This window comes from Mesorhizobium sp. ES1-4 (assembly GCF_020164745.1).
In the GTDB taxonomy this organism is placed as follows: Bacteria; Pseudomonadota; Alphaproteobacteria; order Rhizobiales; family Rhizobiaceae; genus Mesorhizobium.
The window spans coordinates 1-16864 of the sequence record NZ_JAIUGV010000015.1 but is presented as its reverse complement, the minus strand read 5'-3'; the positions used below and the strand labels follow the sequence as shown (position 1 = coordinate 16864).

Below are 16864 nucleotides of genomic sequence, written 5' to 3'. Positions count from 1 at the left end.
TTCAATCCTGGGCAGCAGACGTCAGTCGTGCAATACCCGCGAAATCGGTGGGCCGACCGAAAATCCGGAGAACGTGACCTCGAAGCCCTCACGCTGCGGCGAACAGCACATCATGCCGACATCGACCGTCTCCGAGATCGGGAAATAGGCGAGCCGCACCGGCTTCCAGTGACCGTCGGAAGCGTCGAGATACTGGACGCGGATGGCCTCGCCATGGCGGGTTAGCCGGATGCTGACGCCATTCTGGCCGGTGGGAATGGCCACCAGCGACCAGTCCGAGGTGTCGTTGGTGACGACGACGGAGAAATAGGCGAGGCCGTCGGTGTATTCGATGCCGGCCTTGATCCAGTGCGTTTCGCTCAGTCGGATCATCAGCCCGGCCTGGTCGTACAGCGCCTTGTAGTCGCCCTTGACGGTGACTTCGGCGGTGAAATCGCCCTCGACCCGCCGATACAGGAAGTGGCCGTTGTCGCGCCAGAAACCATAGAAGGTCTCGCGCCAGAAATCGGTTTCCTTGCCGGTGCGCACGCGCACGGCATCACCGTGGATGGCGTGGTTCGGCGGCGGGTTGAGCCAGGTCAGGTCCTGCAATGTCATCGCTTTGCGCCCGCCCGTTTCTCGAGATGGTTCGCCGGCTGGCGAGCCGGCGCCTGATCATCCAGCAAACGTATAAGCGGTCTTCACCGTGGTATAGAACTCCATGGCATAGCGGCCCTGTTCGCGCGGGCCGAAGCTCGAGCCCTTGCGCCCGCCGAAGGGAACGTGGAAGTCGACGCCGGCGGTCGGCAGGTTGACCATCACCATGCCGGCTTCGGAGTTGCGCTTGAAGTGCGTGGCGTGCTTCAGGCTCGTCGTGCAGATACCCGAGGTCAGGCCGAACGGCGTGTCGTTGGCGACGGCAAGCGCCTCGTCATAGTCCTTGACGCGGATGACGCTGGCGACGGGGCCGAAGATTTCCTCGCGCGAACTGCGCATGGCATTGGTGGCCTCGGTCAGCAGCGCGGGCTTGAGATAGAAACCCGGCGTCTTGCGGTCCAGCCGTTCGCCGCCGAAGGCGAGCGTGGCGCCTTCCCGGACGCCGATGGCGATATAGTCCTCGTCCTGCTTGAGCTGCGTCGCGTCGACCACCGGGCCGATCTGGGTCTGCGCGTCGAGCGCATCGCCGATCACCAGCTTTTCCATGCGCTCCTTGAGCGCGTCGACGAAACGGTCGTGAATGCCGTTGGTGACGATCAAACGCGACGAGGCCGTGCAGCGCTGGCCCGTCGAGAAGAAGGCGCCGTTGAGCGCGCAATCGACGGCGACCGCGAGATCGGCATCGTCGAGCACGACCAGTGGGTTCTTGCCGCCCATTTCGAGCTGGAACTTGCGCATGTGCTCGACGCTTGCCGCGGCGACACGCTTGCCCGTCCCCACCGAGCCGGTGAAGCTGATGGCGTTGACATCCGGGCTGTCGAGCATCGCCTGACCGACCACCGAGCCCTTGCCCATGACGAGGTTGAGCACACCCTTGGGCAGGCCCGCGCGATGCAGGATGTCGACGATGGACCAGGCGCTTTCGGGAACGAGCTCGGCCGGCTTGAAGACGATGGTGTTGCCGTGCGCCAGCGCCGGAGCGATCTTCCAGGCGGGAATGGCGATGGGGAAATTCCATGGCGTGATGATGCCGACGACGCCAACCGCTTCGCGCGTGATCTCGACGCCGACGCCCGGCCGCACGCTTGGCACCACCTCTCCCGACAGGCGCAATGTTTCGCCAGCAAAGAAATCGAATATCTGGGCGGCGCGGATGGTCTCGCCAATGCCCTCGGCCAACGTCTTGCCTTCCTCCCGTGCCAGATTGCGGCCGATTTCGTCCTTGCGCGCCATGATCTCGTCGGCCGTCTTTTTCAGCACCGCGTGGCGGGCCAGCGGACCGGAGCGGGACCAAGCCGGAAACGCTGCCTTGGCCGCCGCAATCGCCTGGCCCGCCTGTTCGACCCCAGCCGAGGCATATTCGCCGACGACATCGCCGGTATCCGAGGGGTTGATGTTGCGGGAGCCGGCATCGCCGACCCATTCGCCATCGATGAGGTTCTTTCGAAACGCTGTCATGTCCTTGCCTTCCCTAGCTACCGGGCCGCGCGGCGGCATCTGTCTGGTGTGGTTTTTGCCAGACAATTGCCTTGCGGGAAAGCGCGTAAAGGTTTTGCAAGCCGCGACAAAAGTCCCCGGGCTGCCGTCACGCCAGCAATGCGACGACGACGGCGCCGTCTCGACAACCGACCCGGCCAAACTCTGTGGACAGGTCTCCGGGTCGGATCGAATTGCTCCGTACAGCTATGTCCATGACCTTGATTTGCCTGATGCGGCATGTCATGCGTCGCGCCGATGGCAGCACTCGAGACGACGATCCAGCGCGCCGGCGCCACCGGCAACATCAAGGCCACTCGCGAAGACTGGCTGAAGCTGGCGCTTGAAACGTTGATTTCGGACGGCGTGGAGCGCGTCCGTGTGCTGACGCTTGGCCAGCAGCTCGATGTCTCGCGCTCGAGCTTCTATTGGTATTTCAAGAGTCGCCAGGACCTGCTCGACCAGTTGCTGGAGCATTGGCGGCAGACCAATACCCGGTTCATCGTCGAGCGCGCCGAACGTCCTTCCGCGACTGTCATTCGCGGGGTGATGAGCATTTTCGAATGCTGGGTGGACGAAAGGCTGTTCGATCCGCGGCTGGACTTCGCGGTCCGGGCCTGGGCTCGCCGCTCCTCCACCATCCGGCGTGCGCTTGACGAGGCCGACGAAGAACGCGTCAATGCCATCCGCGGCATGTTCATGCGTCATGGCTATGAGGCGGAAGACGCGTTCGTGCGCGCCCGCGTGCTCTACTTCATGCAGATCGGCTACTATTCACTCGAACTCAACGAGCCGATGAGCAGCCGTCTGCCGCATGTTGCCGCCTATCTGCGCAGCTTCACCGGTCAGGACCCCTCGGCGCAGGACGTCGAGGATTTTTCGCGCTACGTCGAGAAAACCGTTCCCCGCGGCCGGTAGCCATCCCGACAGCCAGCACGCCCGCCCTCCCGACCGGGCAGCGCATTCAGAGCGTAAACGACCAGAACAGGCAGGCCAGCGTCGCGGCGGCGAAGACGACGAAGAACAGGCTGCGTAGGAGCACGTTGCGGCGCAGCTCGTTCATGACGAAGTGGCAACCGATGATCGCGGCTGCAAACAGGAAGCGCCAGTTCAGCACCGACCGCAAGACGTCCCACTGACCCAAGGCCCATCTGGCGACGAGGCAGCCGATGATGGCCGCCAACAGCACGATCGCGGTCCAGAAAAGAGCGTCGGCGATGTGCGTCAGGACAATGCTCGCCGCCCGGATCGGCAGGATCATCATCAACAGCGCGCTGAAGAAATAGACCGCGGCAAGCGGGATGAACATGCCGGCATCGGCGATGCCGTCGAGGCGCCTTGCACCGATCGCCCCATAGGGATAGCCGTGCCTGGCCACCGTCAGGCTCAACGCCATGAGCAGGCCGGTCAGCGCGGCGACGAGTGCGAAGGTCGTGAGGGCTTTGCTCATGGTGTTCCGGTCCCCGGCGAATCAGACAGGAACTGATGTAACCGACGGTCGTAAATTGCGCGTAAGCTTTCGCCGCAGCCGGTATTCCGAAGGGGACAACCGACAGCGTGAACAGCGACGGTTGGTCGACGGCGGCGCGCGCGCCGGTGTGCGGGATGACTCGCGAATGGACATATGGCGAGGAGGAGCAGCCTCACTTCGGCTCGCCTCCGGCTGACTGTGCGGAATCGGACATAGCCTTGAAGAGCGCCGCATGTTGGTCGAAAGTCGTATCGGCTTGGATTTCAGGGAGGCATTCTTGATGACCAACACGTTTCACACCATTACGGTGGAAGGAGCGGCCGAAGCCTATGTCCGTTCCAGGGGCAAGGCCCGCTTTCTCTCCATTGCACAAGCAATCCGGGCCATCCGGACGCTCATGCCGGCATGCAACGCCACCGACCACGAATTGGAGGAAATGCTGGCGGCGGCCTGCATCGCTCACATGGTGCCCATCGCTTTCGACGCAGCAAGACCGGATGGCTCGGCGTCGCCACTCCATTCATAGGCTGGAGATGTCCGTGCTTGCGCAGAGGACTGTTCCGACGGACGTTCGCCAGGCGGTCGTCCGCTACCTGATCGACAATGTCGGCAACCCAAGCGTTTCGCTATCCGAAATGATCCACGCCGCGAGAAGGATGTTTCCGCTTTGCGAACTCACGGATTGGGAACTTGGCGACCATATAGCGCGAAGCGCGATCGATGCAGGATTTTCTATCGAGTTCGACGCGGAAGTGCCGTGATCGGACGAGGTCGTTGGTTCCCAGTTCGTTGAACGATGTGATGGTATCCGGGACGCGCAACCGGGGCCATAGACCTCACCGCGACGCTGGGACGTCCCGCCAGACGAGTTACATCCGCAGAGCAATGCTTGAAATCAACGAGTTTCCCTAGAAACCCCAGAGACTGTTTGGTGGAGCCAATCGGAGACTAACCACCTTCCGAAAAATGTAATAGAAACAATAGTTTACTGGTTGATTGAGCAAGGGGATGTACCGCACGTGTGTACCACTTTTGGAACCCGGGTGCAAAATGCAAGTCCTCTCGCGGCTATCCGGGGACGTAACTTATCATTCCATCAGCATGCACCAACGCAATCTCGATGCCAGCCATTTTACAGCGAGGAGCAAGCTTAAGGCTTAGCCGCTCCACTTCTGTCGTATAAGGTAGCACGGCCACTTGGCGCTCGTTTGCTGGCTCGCGCACCATTAGCTGTCCGACCAGTTCAGCTAGACCCTTACGCAGACGACTCTTTTGGCCAGCGTGGGTCGAATTGATCGTACCGCCTTTGCACTCGGCGACCACTCGGCGACCATCAATTTCACCCACAACATCTCCACGGCCCGAGCTAGGGTTCACAATGATCGTGTGTTCGCCTTGTCGATATTGGCCGCCATATGGCGTGGTGCCAATCGCCTTCTCTCGGACAAATCCTCGCCCTAAGAGGAAGGCTGCAATATCGAAGACTTTTGCGTGCTCTCCATCAGGGTGAATGCTGACCACACATGCGCCGGCCGATTGGGCCATCAAGTGCGACGCATAGGCCAGCATCACGGCGGCTTCAGTGAATTTGTGCTCGATCCCGCCGTCGGCATAACGTCGACGCTTCTCCGGCGCGTCGTAGAGAGTAATGAACACTTCGCTCCTCCTCGGACTCCCGCAGGCGCTATGTTATGACTCGGTCAGGCTCTTCGTTATCGCGGGACGGGTCACGCGAAAGGCTGTCGGCTCGTGGAACCATTCATCAATGTCCCATCCAAGCAACCATTCTACGTTGCCGCCGGAGCAGGAATAGGCACCATTTTGCTCGGACAACCGAATGCTTGACACGATGATGAGAGCAGTGTTTCCCTTCTCGTTCCGATGAAGTGCGACTTCGTTCGCGGTCATGAGGATGCCATCGGCTCGGTCGCTTGTCGTGCCTTTCACCTCGACCTTTATGCGTGTCCCGCTCACCGTCGCCTCGAAATCGAAGGGGCTTGAGGCCGACGTGTCTCGAACCACATACCTATTGGCGCGTAAGAACTGCGAAGCCACATCCATCGCTCGTTTCTCAACCGCTTTTCTAGCCGGTGCGGACAGCCCATATCCTTGCCGGCCAGACGGCCGATCTAGCGGGCTTAGAGCCGCAGCAATTTCTAGCTCGCGTTGATCGGCATCGGTGAGATCGCGCCCCATGGCTTGGGCAGCGTAGATAGGACGGAGACGTTGTGCGGCCTGATCGAGTAGTTCCCCAAAGTTCGTGGTACGGATGTCTGAATATGCAACACGATGAGAAATAGCTGTGGCTCGCTGGAATGAAATCGGAAGTGAGCGTCTGGCACCGAAATCGGCGGGGTCGTCAAATGGCACCAAGGACCCAAACTCCTCGATCACAACCTGCCGAGCCCAAGCAGTCTGTGCATCGAGTTCATGATCCGGAAGCGGAACCGAGCTTCCTTTATGAAAGCGGGAAGAACCGCACCCGACCGTCACGTGCACTGCTGTCCCATCTGTCGAGAAATGCATCACGCAATAGAACCCTTCGGTCAGGCTCGGCGACATGCTGCGTGAGCAGAACCTTACCCAAGGAAGCTCTGTCTTTCGCCCAATGCCATCCGAGGCATCCACGAGGAGATCGTCACCGAATGGCCCCAAGGCCGCAGCCAAGCTAGGGCCGAGCTTCTCAACTTCCGCCTTAAGATCACTTCGCACCAGCCGACCGCGTTCCTGCATCGCTGGCGTATTTTCTGCTGAGTATTCAGGTTGCAGTTGGCAGATACGTTCCAGTGCCTCGCGCACAGCGTCCCCCTTAGCTTGTGCTTCCTTCGATCATAGGTGCAGCACCTAACCCGAAACACCTTATATGTCGAAGCGTAGCCTAGCCTAGCGACGATAGGCGCATAGATCGCATCTTCGACCACAAGCCCAGCGACGAACGCGTTGGCGGCTTTGAGCCTAGCCAGCATGGACCCGTTGTCGTCGGCTATCGTCGATGAATGCAGCATGGCTAGGCAACTTTTTGCAACTGTTGCAAACTCCCCCCAGCGGGAACTCAGCGGTGTCCGAGATGCGCGTCCCCTAAAGCCTGCCGTTCATCCGCTCGATGAGCCGACCAGCCGTTTCGAGGCCCTCGGCGATCTCTTGCAGTTCCGCTCCGGTGCAGTCCTTAAGCAGTTTACCGTTCGGCATGCGCATGTTGAGAAGATCGTTTCTATCCGCATGCTCCTTGGTGAGGTCAACGAGTGCGACGGCTTCGTGGATATTCATCTATTTGGCTCCTGTTTGCGATAGCTTGGCCCCAATGAACACCGCTGGCCAGACCGCCAAGAATAGCGCCGCCGCGACCAATACGGCCGGCCGGAGCCGTAGAAGATCGTCCAGCATGTCGCGGCTGTTCGCGGCAACGCTTGGGCTGGCGTCGGGATTGGTGAGAGCGCGCTGAATGAAAAGCGCGCCCGCGCCGACCCATAGAATGCCGGCCAGAAAAATCGTGTCCGTCGTCGTCATTGAAAGCCCCTGCCGTTTGATGGCCGGAGTCTACGATAGGTCTGATGAATAGCAAGTGGTCGACGAAAACCATATAGATGGCATAAATAGGACGTACACTGTTAAGCAAAGGACTAAGTCTTCGTCAACACATGCGTTTTGAAATTTGCTGCAAGCTTTTTCTGCCACCTAACCTACTGATCACTGGTGACGGCCGGCCGGTTATGCTAGATAGAGGCGCTCGACCCATCCACACCTTGAGCAGTGTGTTTGGGTTCTAGGAGGCGGCGCGGCTCTTTTCCTTGGTTGGGAGGCCCGCGCCGCCTCCAAATCAACCAAGGAACCAAGGCCATGTCGAACGTACTCCCGTTCCGCTCGTATTCCGTCGCCCGCACCGACGCGGACAAGCAAACCGACTCCGCCAGTTTTGAAGGAAACGTCATACGGGGATGGCCGGCCGCCCTCAAGCCTTGGATGACGCCCGCCGTGCAGGCGCTCCGGCCTTCGCCGGACACCCTTTCCCCGACACGGGACACCCAACTCGCTGATAACCCGGTCCCGCCGCTCCGTGATCCTATTCAGGCCATAGCAGCGCGCCAGATTGTGCCCCGCGACATCTCCGACGACCTCAAAGCCTTGCCTCCACTCGACGTGGTAGAGCCCGCCCTGTTGTCCCTTGTTCCGGCTAGCTGCCTGTCATTTTCTGGCGATTTCTGGACGCGTGATCACGCATCTAAGAAAGGGATATCACGCATCCAGAAATCACGTGTTCAGCAAACCACGCCCGGCATCGTCCCGACCGAACAGCGGCCGGAGGATGCGGAAGCCTTCGCGGCCATGAGAGGCTTAGACCAGTATCGGCTTAAGGAGCAGTACCCGGAAATCCACGAAATGACCTACTCATCGTGGAAAAACATGAAGAGCCGTTGCAAGAAGGAGGGCTCGCCGGTTCATTCCCGGTTTGATGACTTCGGGAACTTCCTAGATGAAGTCGGGCCAAGGCTCCGCCCGGAATACACCTTGGACCGCGTAAAGCCCGGAGAGCTAGGCGGACTCTATGAGCCCGGCAATGTCCGATGGTTGGATAAGAAGGGGCAGGCCAACAATCGCTCCAGTACCCGAATGTTGACCGCTTTCGGAGAGTACCAGTCGGTGTCCGTCTTGGCAGAGCAGTACGGCCAGAAACGCAATACGGTTCTCAACCGGATAGATCGTCAAGGATGGTCGGTCGAAGAGGCATTGACCGGCAAGCGCGGCGGCAACGATCAGCGCCCGTGGGATCATCATAAAGACGACAAGCAGAGAGAGGCGGCAGAGCAATTCTATCTTGGACACAGGCGGCCCGGCGAAATACCGTTTGAGTTCTGCATCCGGAAGTTTGCCGAAGGCATGGGGCCATGGGCCGAATACCTTGAGGTATGCGGTTTCTACCTTGCCGAAGAGGAAGCCCCTACGGCAGGCATCGCCGCTCATTGCCTTGCGGAGCTTCAAAGAGCCCAAAACACGTTACAGCGGTTTAGTCCTACAGGCCGATGGCTGGGGCATATTGGGGCAGAACTGAAGGCCACCCTCAAAGCAGCCGAAAAAGCTGACAAAGCAAAACGTGCCCGGCGAGGCTTCCGGCCGACCGAAAATCGCCGCAGGCGTGATCGGGAAGCCGAACATCTCAACGAGTTGGAGAGCAACCCGGAGCTTGCTTATCCAGATGACGATATGCCTTGGTAGCCTAGCTCCGCCCCCCAGATGATCCAACAACGGGCTCAGTCCGGACTTGATAGGCTTGGGGCGTATCTCTTGGCCGGAGCCCCGTACCGCCCTGTGCAACCGGTTGCAAAAGTTCGGCCAGAAGTTTGGGGCATCGCGCCCGTCTTACCCCGACACCCACTTCGCAAGCCTCGCCAGCGTTGGCCGGGAGCATCTCGTGGCCGAGACTATCGTGTTCCAATTTTGGCCGGCCTTAAGCATGCTCAGGATCGCATTGTTCTGGTAGCGGGAGTTCAGTTGAACAGTCGCCTCTTCAGTTCCGTGCAAGCTCCCTCAAGTCCCGGGAACATTGACGCGGCTGTGATCCCCATAAGGCGAAGTTCCCGCTCGACGGTTTCGCGTTCGGACCTGAGGAGATCGAACACCCTTAAGAAACGGTAGCTCGTGTCGGCCTCCCGTGCTCGGATGTACGTCTCGATGTCGTCCAAATTCGTCACCGTTGACAGAGCCTGCTGCGGCAAGGCGCGCTCGTTCTCTATCGCCAGAGCCTCAAGCAAGGAAAAATGCGGCCTACAGAAGGTCAGGTACTGTAGTTGCGAATACCGGGCTGCCCATTCCTTCCGGTCAAACATCAGGATACGCACCTTATGACTGTCGTTTGCAGGGCCCGGATCGCCTGTGAACGCAAAGTACGCTGCAACAAACGGTGAGTGGGACCAATCCAACAGAGGCGTCGGAAATCCATGATGTTGGGCAAGATTGAGAAACGCCCCCATTTGGCGTGGATCCCCAAGATCGAACAGGTGCCTTGTCTGCGCAGTCAAGGCACGGTGGAGTATCTGCACATCCTTGCCAACGTAGGGCAGAAGGTCTTTGCGGCGCGTTCGATGGAAGGCCGTTCTGAGCCTATGGCCCAAACTTTGTCCCCGAAAGATATACCGATCAGGTTCAAGGCTGGTAGCGAACTTCTTGAACTGCGCCCATGTCCTAATTCCCCGTTCACCTTTGTAGGTCGAGGGCTTGTCGGCCTTGCTCGGCCACAAGGTCGCCGTCCCTTGAGTTCCGGCATTAGAGGTCCAACTTATGCTCATGGTCCGTGCGCCGACCTTTAGGCTCAATTGGACGACCGTTGGCAAAGTAGCGCCGGGAAATAGCGTCGCCGCCTCGGCCAAAGTCATCAGGCGCGGTTCAATCGGATGAAGCAACTCAGTGGGAAGCGTGGCCGTCTGATGAGCGACATTGCCGGGAAGGTCAAACCTAACCAGAACACCGGGCAGTCCCGAAGCATCGGTCGTATAGGCCGAGCCTACCGCACGCTGGCCCTCCCTATCAGCATCAAACAGCAACTCGCCAGTGTTTGTGCCTTGGAAACGCCCCTGCCATTGCCCGTACAACATCTGCCCCCCACGGACCCAAGAAACCATTGTTTCCCCGGACCGGCAAGCCCAGCAAGGCTCGAAAGCGCAACGTTCGGAGGACCGTCCGGTGTTGATCTAACAGCGAAAGCGTGGGGCATACGCAATTAGAAGCCCTTGCTCACTTGTAATGGAGTAACCTCCGCGACAGTCCCATCATGAGCGGCCATCATCATCATCACGGCATATTATTCCAAGCCCACAACCCGCCATGACTCAAAGGGTTAGGTGAAACTAAGAAGACGGACTCACATGTTTTGCACGTGTCATGACTTGCGGTGAGAGAGGCGAGAGGCAATTATCGAAGCACCGGGCTGGGGGATGTTTTATGAGCAGTTTTGCTGAGAAACAGTTGCCATTGAGGCGGCTACGATTTGGAAATGTTGACGCTCGATACGAAGTCACGTCTCGCGATCCAAATGACGAGAAGCACTTCCGCACTTCGTTCGTCGAACCGACGGGTATGAACGTCGACGAATTTATTGATGGGCATCGCTTTTTTGTGCACGGCGCGAAGGGTTCCGGCAAGACATCTTTATTGCGGTTTATCGAGCTTAAGGTCACCGATCAAAAATCCCTCTCAAAATTTATATCATTCGCAACTGAAATTTCCGACCCTGAAAGAGATAAAATCTGTAGGATTTCGGGGATTGACGTCTACGAGCAAGATGGCGTCGAGGTCTCCAACAATAATGCTGTCGAAATGTGGATGATTTTCATCCTTCGCCATCTAGGCCGCCTTATAGAAGAAAATAGGAGTGATTTTACAAGCCATAAGAGCATATCAGTTTTTTGCGAATTGATGAAAAAGTTTTACGACGGAGAAGACAATAAAGGCCTTCTAAGGTGGCTGTCTATCGCTCTAAAAACTGGCCGATATAAATTCAAGTCAAAATACATAGATGCATCTCTGAAGGGTCCTGAAAAAGAGGACGAGAAAGAGTACCCGGTCAGTTACGTGATAGACCAATCTTTTAGACTATTACGCGATCTTGGATGGGAAGGGCTTCGAGGTCTATACGTTATTTTTGACGAGCTAAACCTGTCATTTGCGTCCAAGGCAGCACATAAGCGGGATATAATTCTTATACGCGACCTTATAATTGCTATAGACCGTTTGAATATGTTTTTTGTATCCGAAAGGAAGCCCGTCTACATACTAGGGTCTGCTCGGTCAGAAGTCCTCCATGCTCTCAACGCCCCAACTCATGAAATCAATAAAATCTTAGCTGATAGGGGACGTGAGCTTCGTTGGTTTGCCAACACCGCAGGAGCAGAATGGCCCATCATCAGACTTCTGGAAAGCAAGATAAACGCCTCCGAGAAGCTCGCCGGATTGAAACCCTCTGACGGTGTGATGGAGCGTTATTTCTATCGGGATATTATTGGATTTGGACCCCGTGATTTCGTGGTCGAGACTACTTGGTGCAACCCACGCGACATCGTCTCACTTTTTGGGGAAGCAGCCGCCCACGCGCTTCCAAACGAGGCGGTCTTCGGCGGACCCGTCATCGCAAGGGTTATGGAGCAATATAGTACGGCTGCGTGGCGCGAAAAAGCGGAAGAACTCAGCGTCGAATACGCTCCGCAGGAAATTCAAAGCATAAAAAAGATGCTTCTTAATTTTGCTCGTCATTTTAAGCTACTTTCTTTTGAAAAAAACTGGCGGAACAAGGCTGAGAACGACCCGACGATGACGATGATGATATCAAAATTCAAGTCTTCAAAAATCATTGAAGATTTGTACCGGATTGGTGTTCTTGGGCAATCTTCGAAAGAGCCGACTGAACACGCACAGTCATTTAACCAGCACTGGGCATACCGTGGAGACAACACGTTCGACATATCGTCATGGCTTGTTGTTCACAAAGCGCTCTGGCCCGAATTGAGACTTGGAAAGTTGCGGGCTGGCGTGGATGGACGCGAGCGCGGGTAATGGCGACCAGTAGTGAAATCGCCTATCTGGAGGCAGCTTTAATGCGGTCAAGCGTATTATCTAACGACCCCATGGCTCTGACGAACTTCATCGGCGAGCACCCGCAGATGCTTCTCGATTAGGCAGAGCGCAGCGAGAACGCCGCAGACAGTCGAGGCCACGGCAAAGCGGATGATAGAGCCGAGATTGCACCGGCCTATGGCAGGTAGAGGTTCCCCGAGGACGCGAAGGACGCGACAATGATCGGCGCTATGAAAGGCTGATGGTGGAAAGCACACTTACGAGCGCTCGACTCATTTCGTTCCCACCTGAAGCAATTCGCCCCCGGTGTGACGGCAAGCACCCTATCTAGCAATTGCCGGAAACGGACTGTTTTTGGCCACAACAAAAGCGTGCAGACCCCCTCGCACGAGCCTGCCGCCGAGAGACCTTGCAACCGGTTGCAAAATTTGCGGTCCAGAAGGTGGGGCATCACCCCGTCCTACCCCGCCACTCGCTTTGCAAGCCTCGCAAGCGTTGACCGGGAGCACCCCGTGGCCAAGACTATAGTGTTCCAGCTTTGCCCGCCCATGAGCATCCTTAGGATCGCGTTGTTGCGCGACTTGTCTTCGGGACGGCCTCGGTATTTGCCCTGATCCTTTGCCTTTGCGATGCCCTGCGCCTGCCTGCGGCGTCTGTCATCGTAATCTTTTCGCGCAACTGCTGCCAAAATGTCCATCAACATGCCGTTTAGGGCTTCGAGCATGCGGGCTGTGAAATCGTCCGCGTTGGCCGTCGCCATACCGTGCGAGGTCGGGAGGTCCAAGGCGACAATCCGTATACGCCGTTGTCGGATTTCATCTTTGAGGCGTTCCCAATCGGCGGCGTTCAGCCGGCTCAAACGGTCGACCTGTTCGATCAGAAGGATATCGCCCGGCCGGCAGTCCGACAGTAACCGAAACAACTCAGGACGCGCTAACGACGCGCCGCTTTCATTCTCGACGTAGGTAGCCGCGATGGGAAGACCGCGCTCCTTGGCAAAAGCAAGTAGATCGGCCCTAGCGCGGCTCGCGTCTTGCTCCTTCGTTGAGGCTCGAAGATATGCGCGTACGAACAATATGAGACCCCGGTTCGATATGATTGGTCCCATATTGCCCGGTACAATTAGGGTGGTCAAACGTTATTATCGAACCGGCGCAAAAGGCGGTCCGGTAAAGGCATACTCAAAAGGGCAAATAGGATTTGAGGTTTTCCTTGGCGAATGCAATATCGAACCCAACCGAGAGGAGAGGTTATGGATTTTTCGGAAATGGATAGATTGGCATCCGAGCGGGCTCAAAGGGTTGCGCCAAAGCCTCAGTATGAGCCGTTCATTGCAGGTATCACGGGGCTGATGGGAGCATCTATCGTCGTTTCAGTATTCATGGGTATAGCAGGGCTTGAGGCCGAAGCCTTTGGACAGGCTGTATCCATCACTTCGGCGCTGGGGTTTGCTGCCCCATTCTTCTATTTTCGCCACGAGGAAAAGAAGCACTCGAAAGCCTATTCCGAGGAATTTCGGCGTATTCAGATCGAAAATTCTGCAGCCTCCAAAGCCTAGTTATTGCAGTCCTATCCTATCTTTTTTCCGACGGAGATGAATGCGTGACAGGCAACGGGTTGGACCTCGGAAATCTCACGATGTCATTCGAGATTGATATGAAGCGATTGATCTCGGCCCTGCTGACGGAAGACGATATCGGCACCATGCTACGATGTCATTATGAGGCGGAACGTGCCGCCAGACACGCGTTAAGGCTGATCGATGATAGCCTCCCTCTCGCTAGGCGCGGCATGCAGAAGTATTTAAGCCAAATGCTCAACCGTTTAGAGATGCTCGGTGTTCCACCCCATTTTCTCGCGCCCCTGAGGACTCTTAACAGCCACAGAAATTCGTTTGGGCATCGTGGACAAGAGCTAATCACTGACAAACAGGCATCCGACCTGATGAACACAGTCAGACGTATTACTCCCGGCTTCGGCGAGCACTGGCGGCTGACCGTTCACGGGAAACGCGCCTTTGACAAGACGTATGGCGAGGCGACGACGAAAGAGCGGTACGTCATGTCCGCCTGCACCGGCGTAACGTTCATAGGAGCTTTCCCTGAAATAGCGAGAGTGGCCGCAGCGAAGACCTGAAGCCTTCGTTGCAACTTCCACAGCGGCATTACCCTAATGCGTCCCCCATGAAGATGGATCGCAGCAGTGCCACTTCATGGTCTCCGAGAGCTTTCGCCGGCCAAGCCTCAGTCATCAAGGACAGTCCACTTAGGAGGGCCCCGGTATGCGGGCTTGGAACTCTCAATGCTGCGCGCGAATATGTGCAACCAGACCGAACGCCTCCCGAAGCCCCAGCAAAGAGCCAGTCCGGTCAACGGGGAAGTCGTCGGGGAACGTCACCGCTCGCGTTGTTAGCTGACTGCCAGACATTAACTGCTTGACGAGCGTAGGGGTTGCGGGCGCACACCCTTGCTCGTTAGTTGAGACCGGAATATTCGAGTCAACCCGAAAGGCTCCGGTGCGCCCCGGAAAATCATGCTTGCTTAAACAAATCCACTGCGGATCGGAAGAACCGAAGTACAAAATAAATATGTCGGTGCCGGCTCCCAAGATAGTGCATTGGCGGACATCGATCATCTTGTCCATTTTGCATTCAACCGACCAACCACTAACGCCCACGTCGTTTGAAGGTGTTTCGATACCCCCGCTGCCGTCAGGATAAATATTGTATTCGAGGCCTGACGGAGTTTGTCCGGTTCGATGGGGCGATCCGGAACTTGTGTCCTCGTATTCGTTGGGATACCAGCCGTCGACCAATGCCACCCTACCTGTGGATGCGGCGGACTTGTCGGCAACGCACGATGCCAATCCGAGAGCGCAGATCAATACTGCACCTGCAAATGAGCGGGATGTGAGCGGCATGGAAGGTTAATTCGGAAGGTTGCAATATGCGGTGCTGTTCCCGCCGCTGTATGGGGAAGTGATTTGCAACGTCCAGCCGTTGTCAAATCGCCGATCCTTCTGGGTCATCATTCCGCTAAGTTGGCCGCATAGCTGCCGTGCCTCCTCGCTATTCATGTCAAGCGACGCGGTGACGGTCTGGTTCCAGCCAGAGACCTCACATTTGGTACTCGCCAAACCCGTGGCGTCTACCAGCGCGCAAAGGTAGTAAGCATTCTCGACTGTGTCAGCCAAAGCCGGCGTCGAAGCCAATGATCCGAGAGTGAAAAGTAGACGACGCATCTTGCCCCCATGGACGATTTTCCATCCAATTTTTGGATAATCTGAATATCGGATTACCGGCAGGTTGATCACTGGTCAACCGTTCAATGCCGAAGTCGGTTCACTCCGAACGCCACAGAATGATTGCGGCGACGCTGGCAAGTCAGCGGCGGGCAAAAGGGCTATCGCAGGCCGAGGTCGCTAAAGGTCTTGGTAGGCATCAGCCGTTCGTTGCGAACATCGAAAGCGGCGAGCGCCGCGTCGATCTTGTTGAACTCATGGACATCGCCAAAATCATCGATTTGGATGTGGTGGCGTTGGTGCGAAATCTCCAAGACAACTCAGAGTGAAATTGATTTTAAGGACTCATGGGTAGAAATAATTCCTACCAATATATGAGTCTACATACATTATAGAATATTATTTCTTTTTCTTTTTGACTGCCGACTTTGCTGGTTTAGCTTTTCCACCCGCGATAATCGAGCGAGTCCCTCCCGACAAACCTTTAATCTTTCGAAGATGGACCTTCTGTCCCATTCTAGCCATTGACGCCCTGCCCTAGTTTAGTGACATTCGGTTTATAATCTAGCGCTTCGCTTTCATCTAGGGGGACAATTTCTTTCATGACAAATTTGAGTTTTCCCCCAGAGGTGCAGGACAGGCTTGGCTTCTACGTATATCGACTGATCGACCCTAGAAACGGTGAGACTTTCTATGTCGGGAAGGGTCGAGGAGACCGGCTCTTTCAACATGTGAAGGGGAAGGGAGTGGACTTCGAGCGGCACCAAGACAGCGTCAGCGAGAAAATTGCGCGTATTCACGATATCATAAATGACGGCTTTGAGGTCTCACACGTTGTACAGCGACACGGTTTAACATCCGACGAAGCCTTGCTAGCTGAAGCTGTTCTTATCGATGCGTTTCCCGGATTAACTAATGTAAAAGGCGGAGCCGGGAACGCTCAGTATGGTGTGATGCACGCGGATGCGATAATTCGCCTATATCGAGCCGAGACCTTAGTCCTCAAACACAGAACTATCTTTCTCACGATTGCCTCCGGATCGATAGACAACTGGTACGAGGCGTGCAGAGGTGTTTGGAGGATTGGCCGTAAGCGCGCCGCTGAAGCGGAACTGGTGATGCCGGTATTTCAAGGTCTTGTGAGGGACGTATTCGTCCCAGAACGTTGGGTTGACGCCACGCCGAACAACTTCAAGAAGCTGGAGCGCGCCGATCCGAGCCGCCTTGGTTTCGAGGGAAGGCGCGCCGACGACGATGTTCTAAGCCAGTACCAATTTAAGCGTCTTCCCGAAGACTTGATCGGTAATAACAAATCAATGAACCCGGTCAGATATTCCTATGGCCATGGGAGTCCACCCTCGGGTTGGACCCATAACTCGAACGGCTGAAAGCTGTCTTATCACTAGTCACATGGAACAAAAGTAAGCCTCATTTTGTTTGGCTTCTGTCACAAGAGCAGGAGTTTGATCCATGGTTGGC

19 protein-coding genes are annotated in these 16864 nt (G+C 56.6%); 9 read left to right on the top strand and 10 right to left on the bottom strand.

Going from position 1 to position 16864, the window contains the following annotated elements:
• Positions 1 to 21 precede the first annotated feature (21 nt).
• Positions 22 to 597 carry a DUF1349 domain-containing protein gene (locus LB556_RS24600; protein WP_224570194.1) on the bottom strand — a complete coding sequence of 192 codons (576 nt, stop codon included), beginning with the start codon at positions 595 to 597 and terminating at the stop codon, positions 22 to 24.
• A 57-nt stretch (positions 598 to 654) separates the two neighbouring features.
• Positions 655 to 2094, bottom strand: coding sequence for an aldehyde dehydrogenase family protein (locus LB556_RS24595; protein WP_224570193.1), 1440 nt, complete (start codon positions 2092 to 2094; stop codon positions 655 to 657).
• A gap of 276 nt (positions 2095 to 2370) precedes the next feature.
• On the opposite strand from LB556_RS24595, the gene LB556_RS24590 reads away from it, so the two are divergent.
• Positions 2371 to 3030 (top strand): TetR/AcrR family transcriptional regulator, encoded by a 660-nt coding sequence (locus tag LB556_RS24590; protein ID WP_224570192.1) that lies wholly within the window; start codon positions 2371 to 2373, stop codon positions 3028 to 3030.
• A gap of 46 nt (positions 3031 to 3076) precedes the next feature.
• Here the strand turns inward: LB556_RS24590 and LB556_RS24585 are convergent, their stop codons facing one another.
• Positions 3077 to 3562, bottom strand: a complete 486-nt coding sequence (locus tag LB556_RS24585) for a hypothetical protein (RefSeq protein WP_224570191.1) — start codon at positions 3560 to 3562, stop codon at positions 3077 to 3079.
• A 253-nt stretch (positions 3563 to 3815) separates the two neighbouring features.
• On the opposite strand from LB556_RS24585, the gene LB556_RS24580 reads away from it, so the two are divergent.
• Positions 3816 to 4109, top strand: coding sequence for a hypothetical protein (locus LB556_RS24580; RefSeq protein ID WP_224570190.1), 294 nt, complete (start codon positions 3816 to 3818; stop codon positions 4107 to 4109).
• A gap of 7 nt (positions 4110 to 4116) precedes the next feature.
• Positions 4117 to 4344: a hypothetical protein gene (locus tag LB556_RS24575; RefSeq protein ID WP_224570189.1), complete on the top strand. Its 228-nt coding sequence runs from the start codon at positions 4117 to 4119 to the stop codon at positions 4342 to 4344.
• A 307-nt stretch (positions 4345 to 4651) separates the two neighbouring features.
• Here the strand turns inward: LB556_RS24575 and LB556_RS24570 are convergent, their stop codons facing one another.
• The 4 genes from LB556_RS24570 to LB556_RS24555 form a co-directional block, all read right to left on the bottom strand.
• A complete protein-coding gene (locus LB556_RS24570; RefSeq protein WP_224570188.1) occupies positions 4652 to 5239 on the bottom strand; it encodes a hypothetical protein in 588 nt (195 codons plus the stop codon).
• Between the two features lie 33 nt (positions 5240 to 5272).
• The gene (locus tag LB556_RS24565; RefSeq protein WP_224570187.1) at positions 5273 to 6382 is read right to left on the bottom strand and encodes an MrcB family domain-containing protein; all 1110 of its coding nucleotides are present in this window, start codon (positions 6380 to 6382) and stop codon (positions 5273 to 5275) included.
• Between the two features lie 279 nt (positions 6383 to 6661).
• Positions 6662 to 6850, bottom strand: a complete 189-nt coding sequence (locus LB556_RS24560) for a hypothetical protein (protein ID WP_224570186.1) — start codon at positions 6848 to 6850, stop codon at positions 6662 to 6664.
• Positions 6851 to 7090, bottom strand: a complete 240-nt coding sequence (locus LB556_RS24555) for a hypothetical protein (RefSeq protein WP_224570185.1) — start codon at positions 7088 to 7090, stop codon at positions 6851 to 6853.
• 330 nt (positions 7091 to 7420) lie between these two features.
• Between LB556_RS24555 and LB556_RS24550 the strand changes: the two genes are divergently transcribed.
• Positions 7421 to 8794: a hypothetical protein gene (locus tag LB556_RS24550; RefSeq protein WP_224570184.1), complete on the top strand. Its 1374-nt coding sequence runs from the start codon at positions 7421 to 7423 to the stop codon at positions 8792 to 8794.
• A gap of 272 nt (positions 8795 to 9066) precedes the next feature.
• Here the strand turns inward: LB556_RS24550 and LB556_RS24545 are convergent, their stop codons facing one another.
• On the bottom strand, positions 9067 to 10197 hold the full coding sequence (locus LB556_RS24545) for an FRG domain-containing protein (protein ID WP_224570183.1): 1131 nt from the start codon (positions 10195 to 10197) through the stop codon (positions 9067 to 9069).
• A gap of 319 nt (positions 10198 to 10516) precedes the next feature.
• On the opposite strand from LB556_RS24545, the gene LB556_RS24540 reads away from it, so the two are divergent.
• Positions 10517 to 12124, top strand: coding sequence for a P-loop ATPase, Sll1717 family (locus LB556_RS24540; RefSeq protein WP_224570182.1), 1608 nt, complete (start codon positions 10517 to 10519; stop codon positions 12122 to 12124).
• Positions 12125 to 12605: 481 nt separating this feature from the next.
• On the opposite strand, the gene LB556_RS24535 is transcribed toward LB556_RS24540, so the two are convergent.
• Positions 12606 to 13220, bottom strand: coding sequence for a recombinase family protein (locus LB556_RS24535; RefSeq protein ID WP_224570181.1), 615 nt, complete (start codon positions 13218 to 13220; stop codon positions 12606 to 12608).
• A gap of 177 nt (positions 13221 to 13397) precedes the next feature.
• On the opposite strand from LB556_RS24535, the gene LB556_RS24530 reads away from it, so the two are divergent.
• Positions 13398 to 13703, top strand: coding sequence for a hypothetical protein (locus LB556_RS24530; protein ID WP_224570180.1), 306 nt, complete (start codon positions 13398 to 13400; stop codon positions 13701 to 13703).
• A gap of 80 nt (positions 13704 to 13783) precedes the next feature.
• The gene (locus tag LB556_RS24525) at positions 13784 to 14281 is read left to right on the top strand and encodes a hypothetical protein (protein ID WP_224570179.1); all 498 of its coding nucleotides are present in this window, start codon (positions 13784 to 13786) and stop codon (positions 14279 to 14281) included.
• A gap of 162 nt (positions 14282 to 14443) precedes the next feature.
• On the opposite strand, the gene LB556_RS24520 is transcribed toward LB556_RS24525, so the two are convergent.
• Positions 14444 to 14788 (bottom strand): hypothetical protein, encoded by a 345-nt coding sequence (locus LB556_RS24520; protein WP_224570178.1) that lies wholly within the window; start codon positions 14786 to 14788, stop codon positions 14444 to 14446.
• A 683-nt stretch (positions 14789 to 15471) separates the two neighbouring features.
• Between LB556_RS24520 and LB556_RS24515 the strand changes: the two genes are divergently transcribed.
• Together LB556_RS24515 and LB556_RS24510 are read left to right on the top strand one after the other, a co-directional pair.
• Complete coding sequence (locus tag LB556_RS24515) at positions 15472 to 15714, top strand: helix-turn-helix domain-containing protein (protein ID WP_224570177.1); 243 nt, start codon at positions 15472 to 15474, stop codon at positions 15712 to 15714.
• Positions 15715 to 15987: 273 nt separating this feature from the next.
• Positions 15988 to 16773, top strand: coding sequence for an LEM-3-like GIY-YIG domain-containing protein (locus LB556_RS24510; RefSeq protein ID WP_224570176.1), 786 nt, complete (start codon positions 15988 to 15990; stop codon positions 16771 to 16773).
• Positions 16774 to 16864: the final 91 nt, after the last annotated feature.

Excerpts from the sequence above, each read along its gene's own strand:
- LB556_RS24550 (WP_224570184.1), top strand. The coding sequence starts at position 7,421 with ATGTCGAACGTACTCCCGTTCCGCTCGTATTCCGTCGCCCGCACCGAC.
- LB556_RS24590 (WP_224570192.1), top strand. The coding sequence starts at position 2,371 with ATGGCAGCACTCGAGACGACGATCCAGCGCGCCGGCGCCACCGGCAAC.
- LB556_RS24580 (WP_224570190.1), top strand. The coding sequence starts at position 3,816 with ATGTTGGTCGAAAGTCGTATCGGCTTGGATTTCAGGGAGGCATTCTTG.
- LB556_RS24595 (WP_224570193.1), bottom strand. The coding sequence starts at position 2,094 with ATGACAGCGTTTCGAAAGAACCTCATCGATGGCGAATGGGTCGGCGAT.
- LB556_RS24520 (WP_224570178.1), bottom strand. The coding sequence starts at position 14,788 with ATGGACAAGATGATCGATGTCCGCCAATGCACTATCTTGGGAGCCGGC.
- LB556_RS24530 (WP_224570180.1), top strand. The coding sequence starts at position 13,398 with ATGGATTTTTCGGAAATGGATAGATTGGCATCCGAGCGGGCTCAAAGG.
- LB556_RS24525 (WP_224570179.1), top strand. The coding sequence starts at position 13,784 with ATGTCATTCGAGATTGATATGAAGCGATTGATCTCGGCCCTGCTGACG.
- LB556_RS24585 (WP_224570191.1), bottom strand. The coding sequence starts at position 3,562 with ATGAGCAAAGCCCTCACGACCTTCGCACTCGTCGCCGCGCTGACCGGC.
- LB556_RS24575 (WP_224570189.1), top strand. The coding sequence starts at position 4,117 with ATGTCCGTGCTTGCGCAGAGGACTGTTCCGACGGACGTTCGCCAGGCG.
- LB556_RS24540 (WP_224570182.1), top strand. The coding sequence starts at position 10,517 with ATGAGCAGTTTTGCTGAGAAACAGTTGCCATTGAGGCGGCTACGATTT.
- LB556_RS24510 (WP_224570176.1), top strand. The coding sequence starts at position 15,988 with ATGACAAATTTGAGTTTTCCCCCAGAGGTGCAGGACAGGCTTGGCTTC.
- LB556_RS24600 (WP_224570194.1), bottom strand. The coding sequence starts at position 597 with ATGACATTGCAGGACCTGACCTGGCTCAACCCGCCGCCGAACCACGCC.
- LB556_RS24545 (WP_224570183.1), bottom strand. The coding sequence starts at position 10,197 with ATGGTTTCTTGGGTCCGTGGGGGGCAGATGTTGTACGGGCAATGGCAG.
- LB556_RS24555 (WP_224570185.1), bottom strand. The coding sequence starts at position 7,090 with ATGACGACGACGGACACGATTTTTCTGGCCGGCATTCTATGGGTCGGC.
- LB556_RS24515 (WP_224570177.1), top strand. The coding sequence starts at position 15,472 with ATGCCGAAGTCGGTTCACTCCGAACGCCACAGAATGATTGCGGCGACG.
- LB556_RS24560 (WP_224570186.1), bottom strand. The coding sequence starts at position 6,850 with ATGAATATCCACGAAGCCGTCGCACTCGTTGACCTCACCAAGGAGCAT.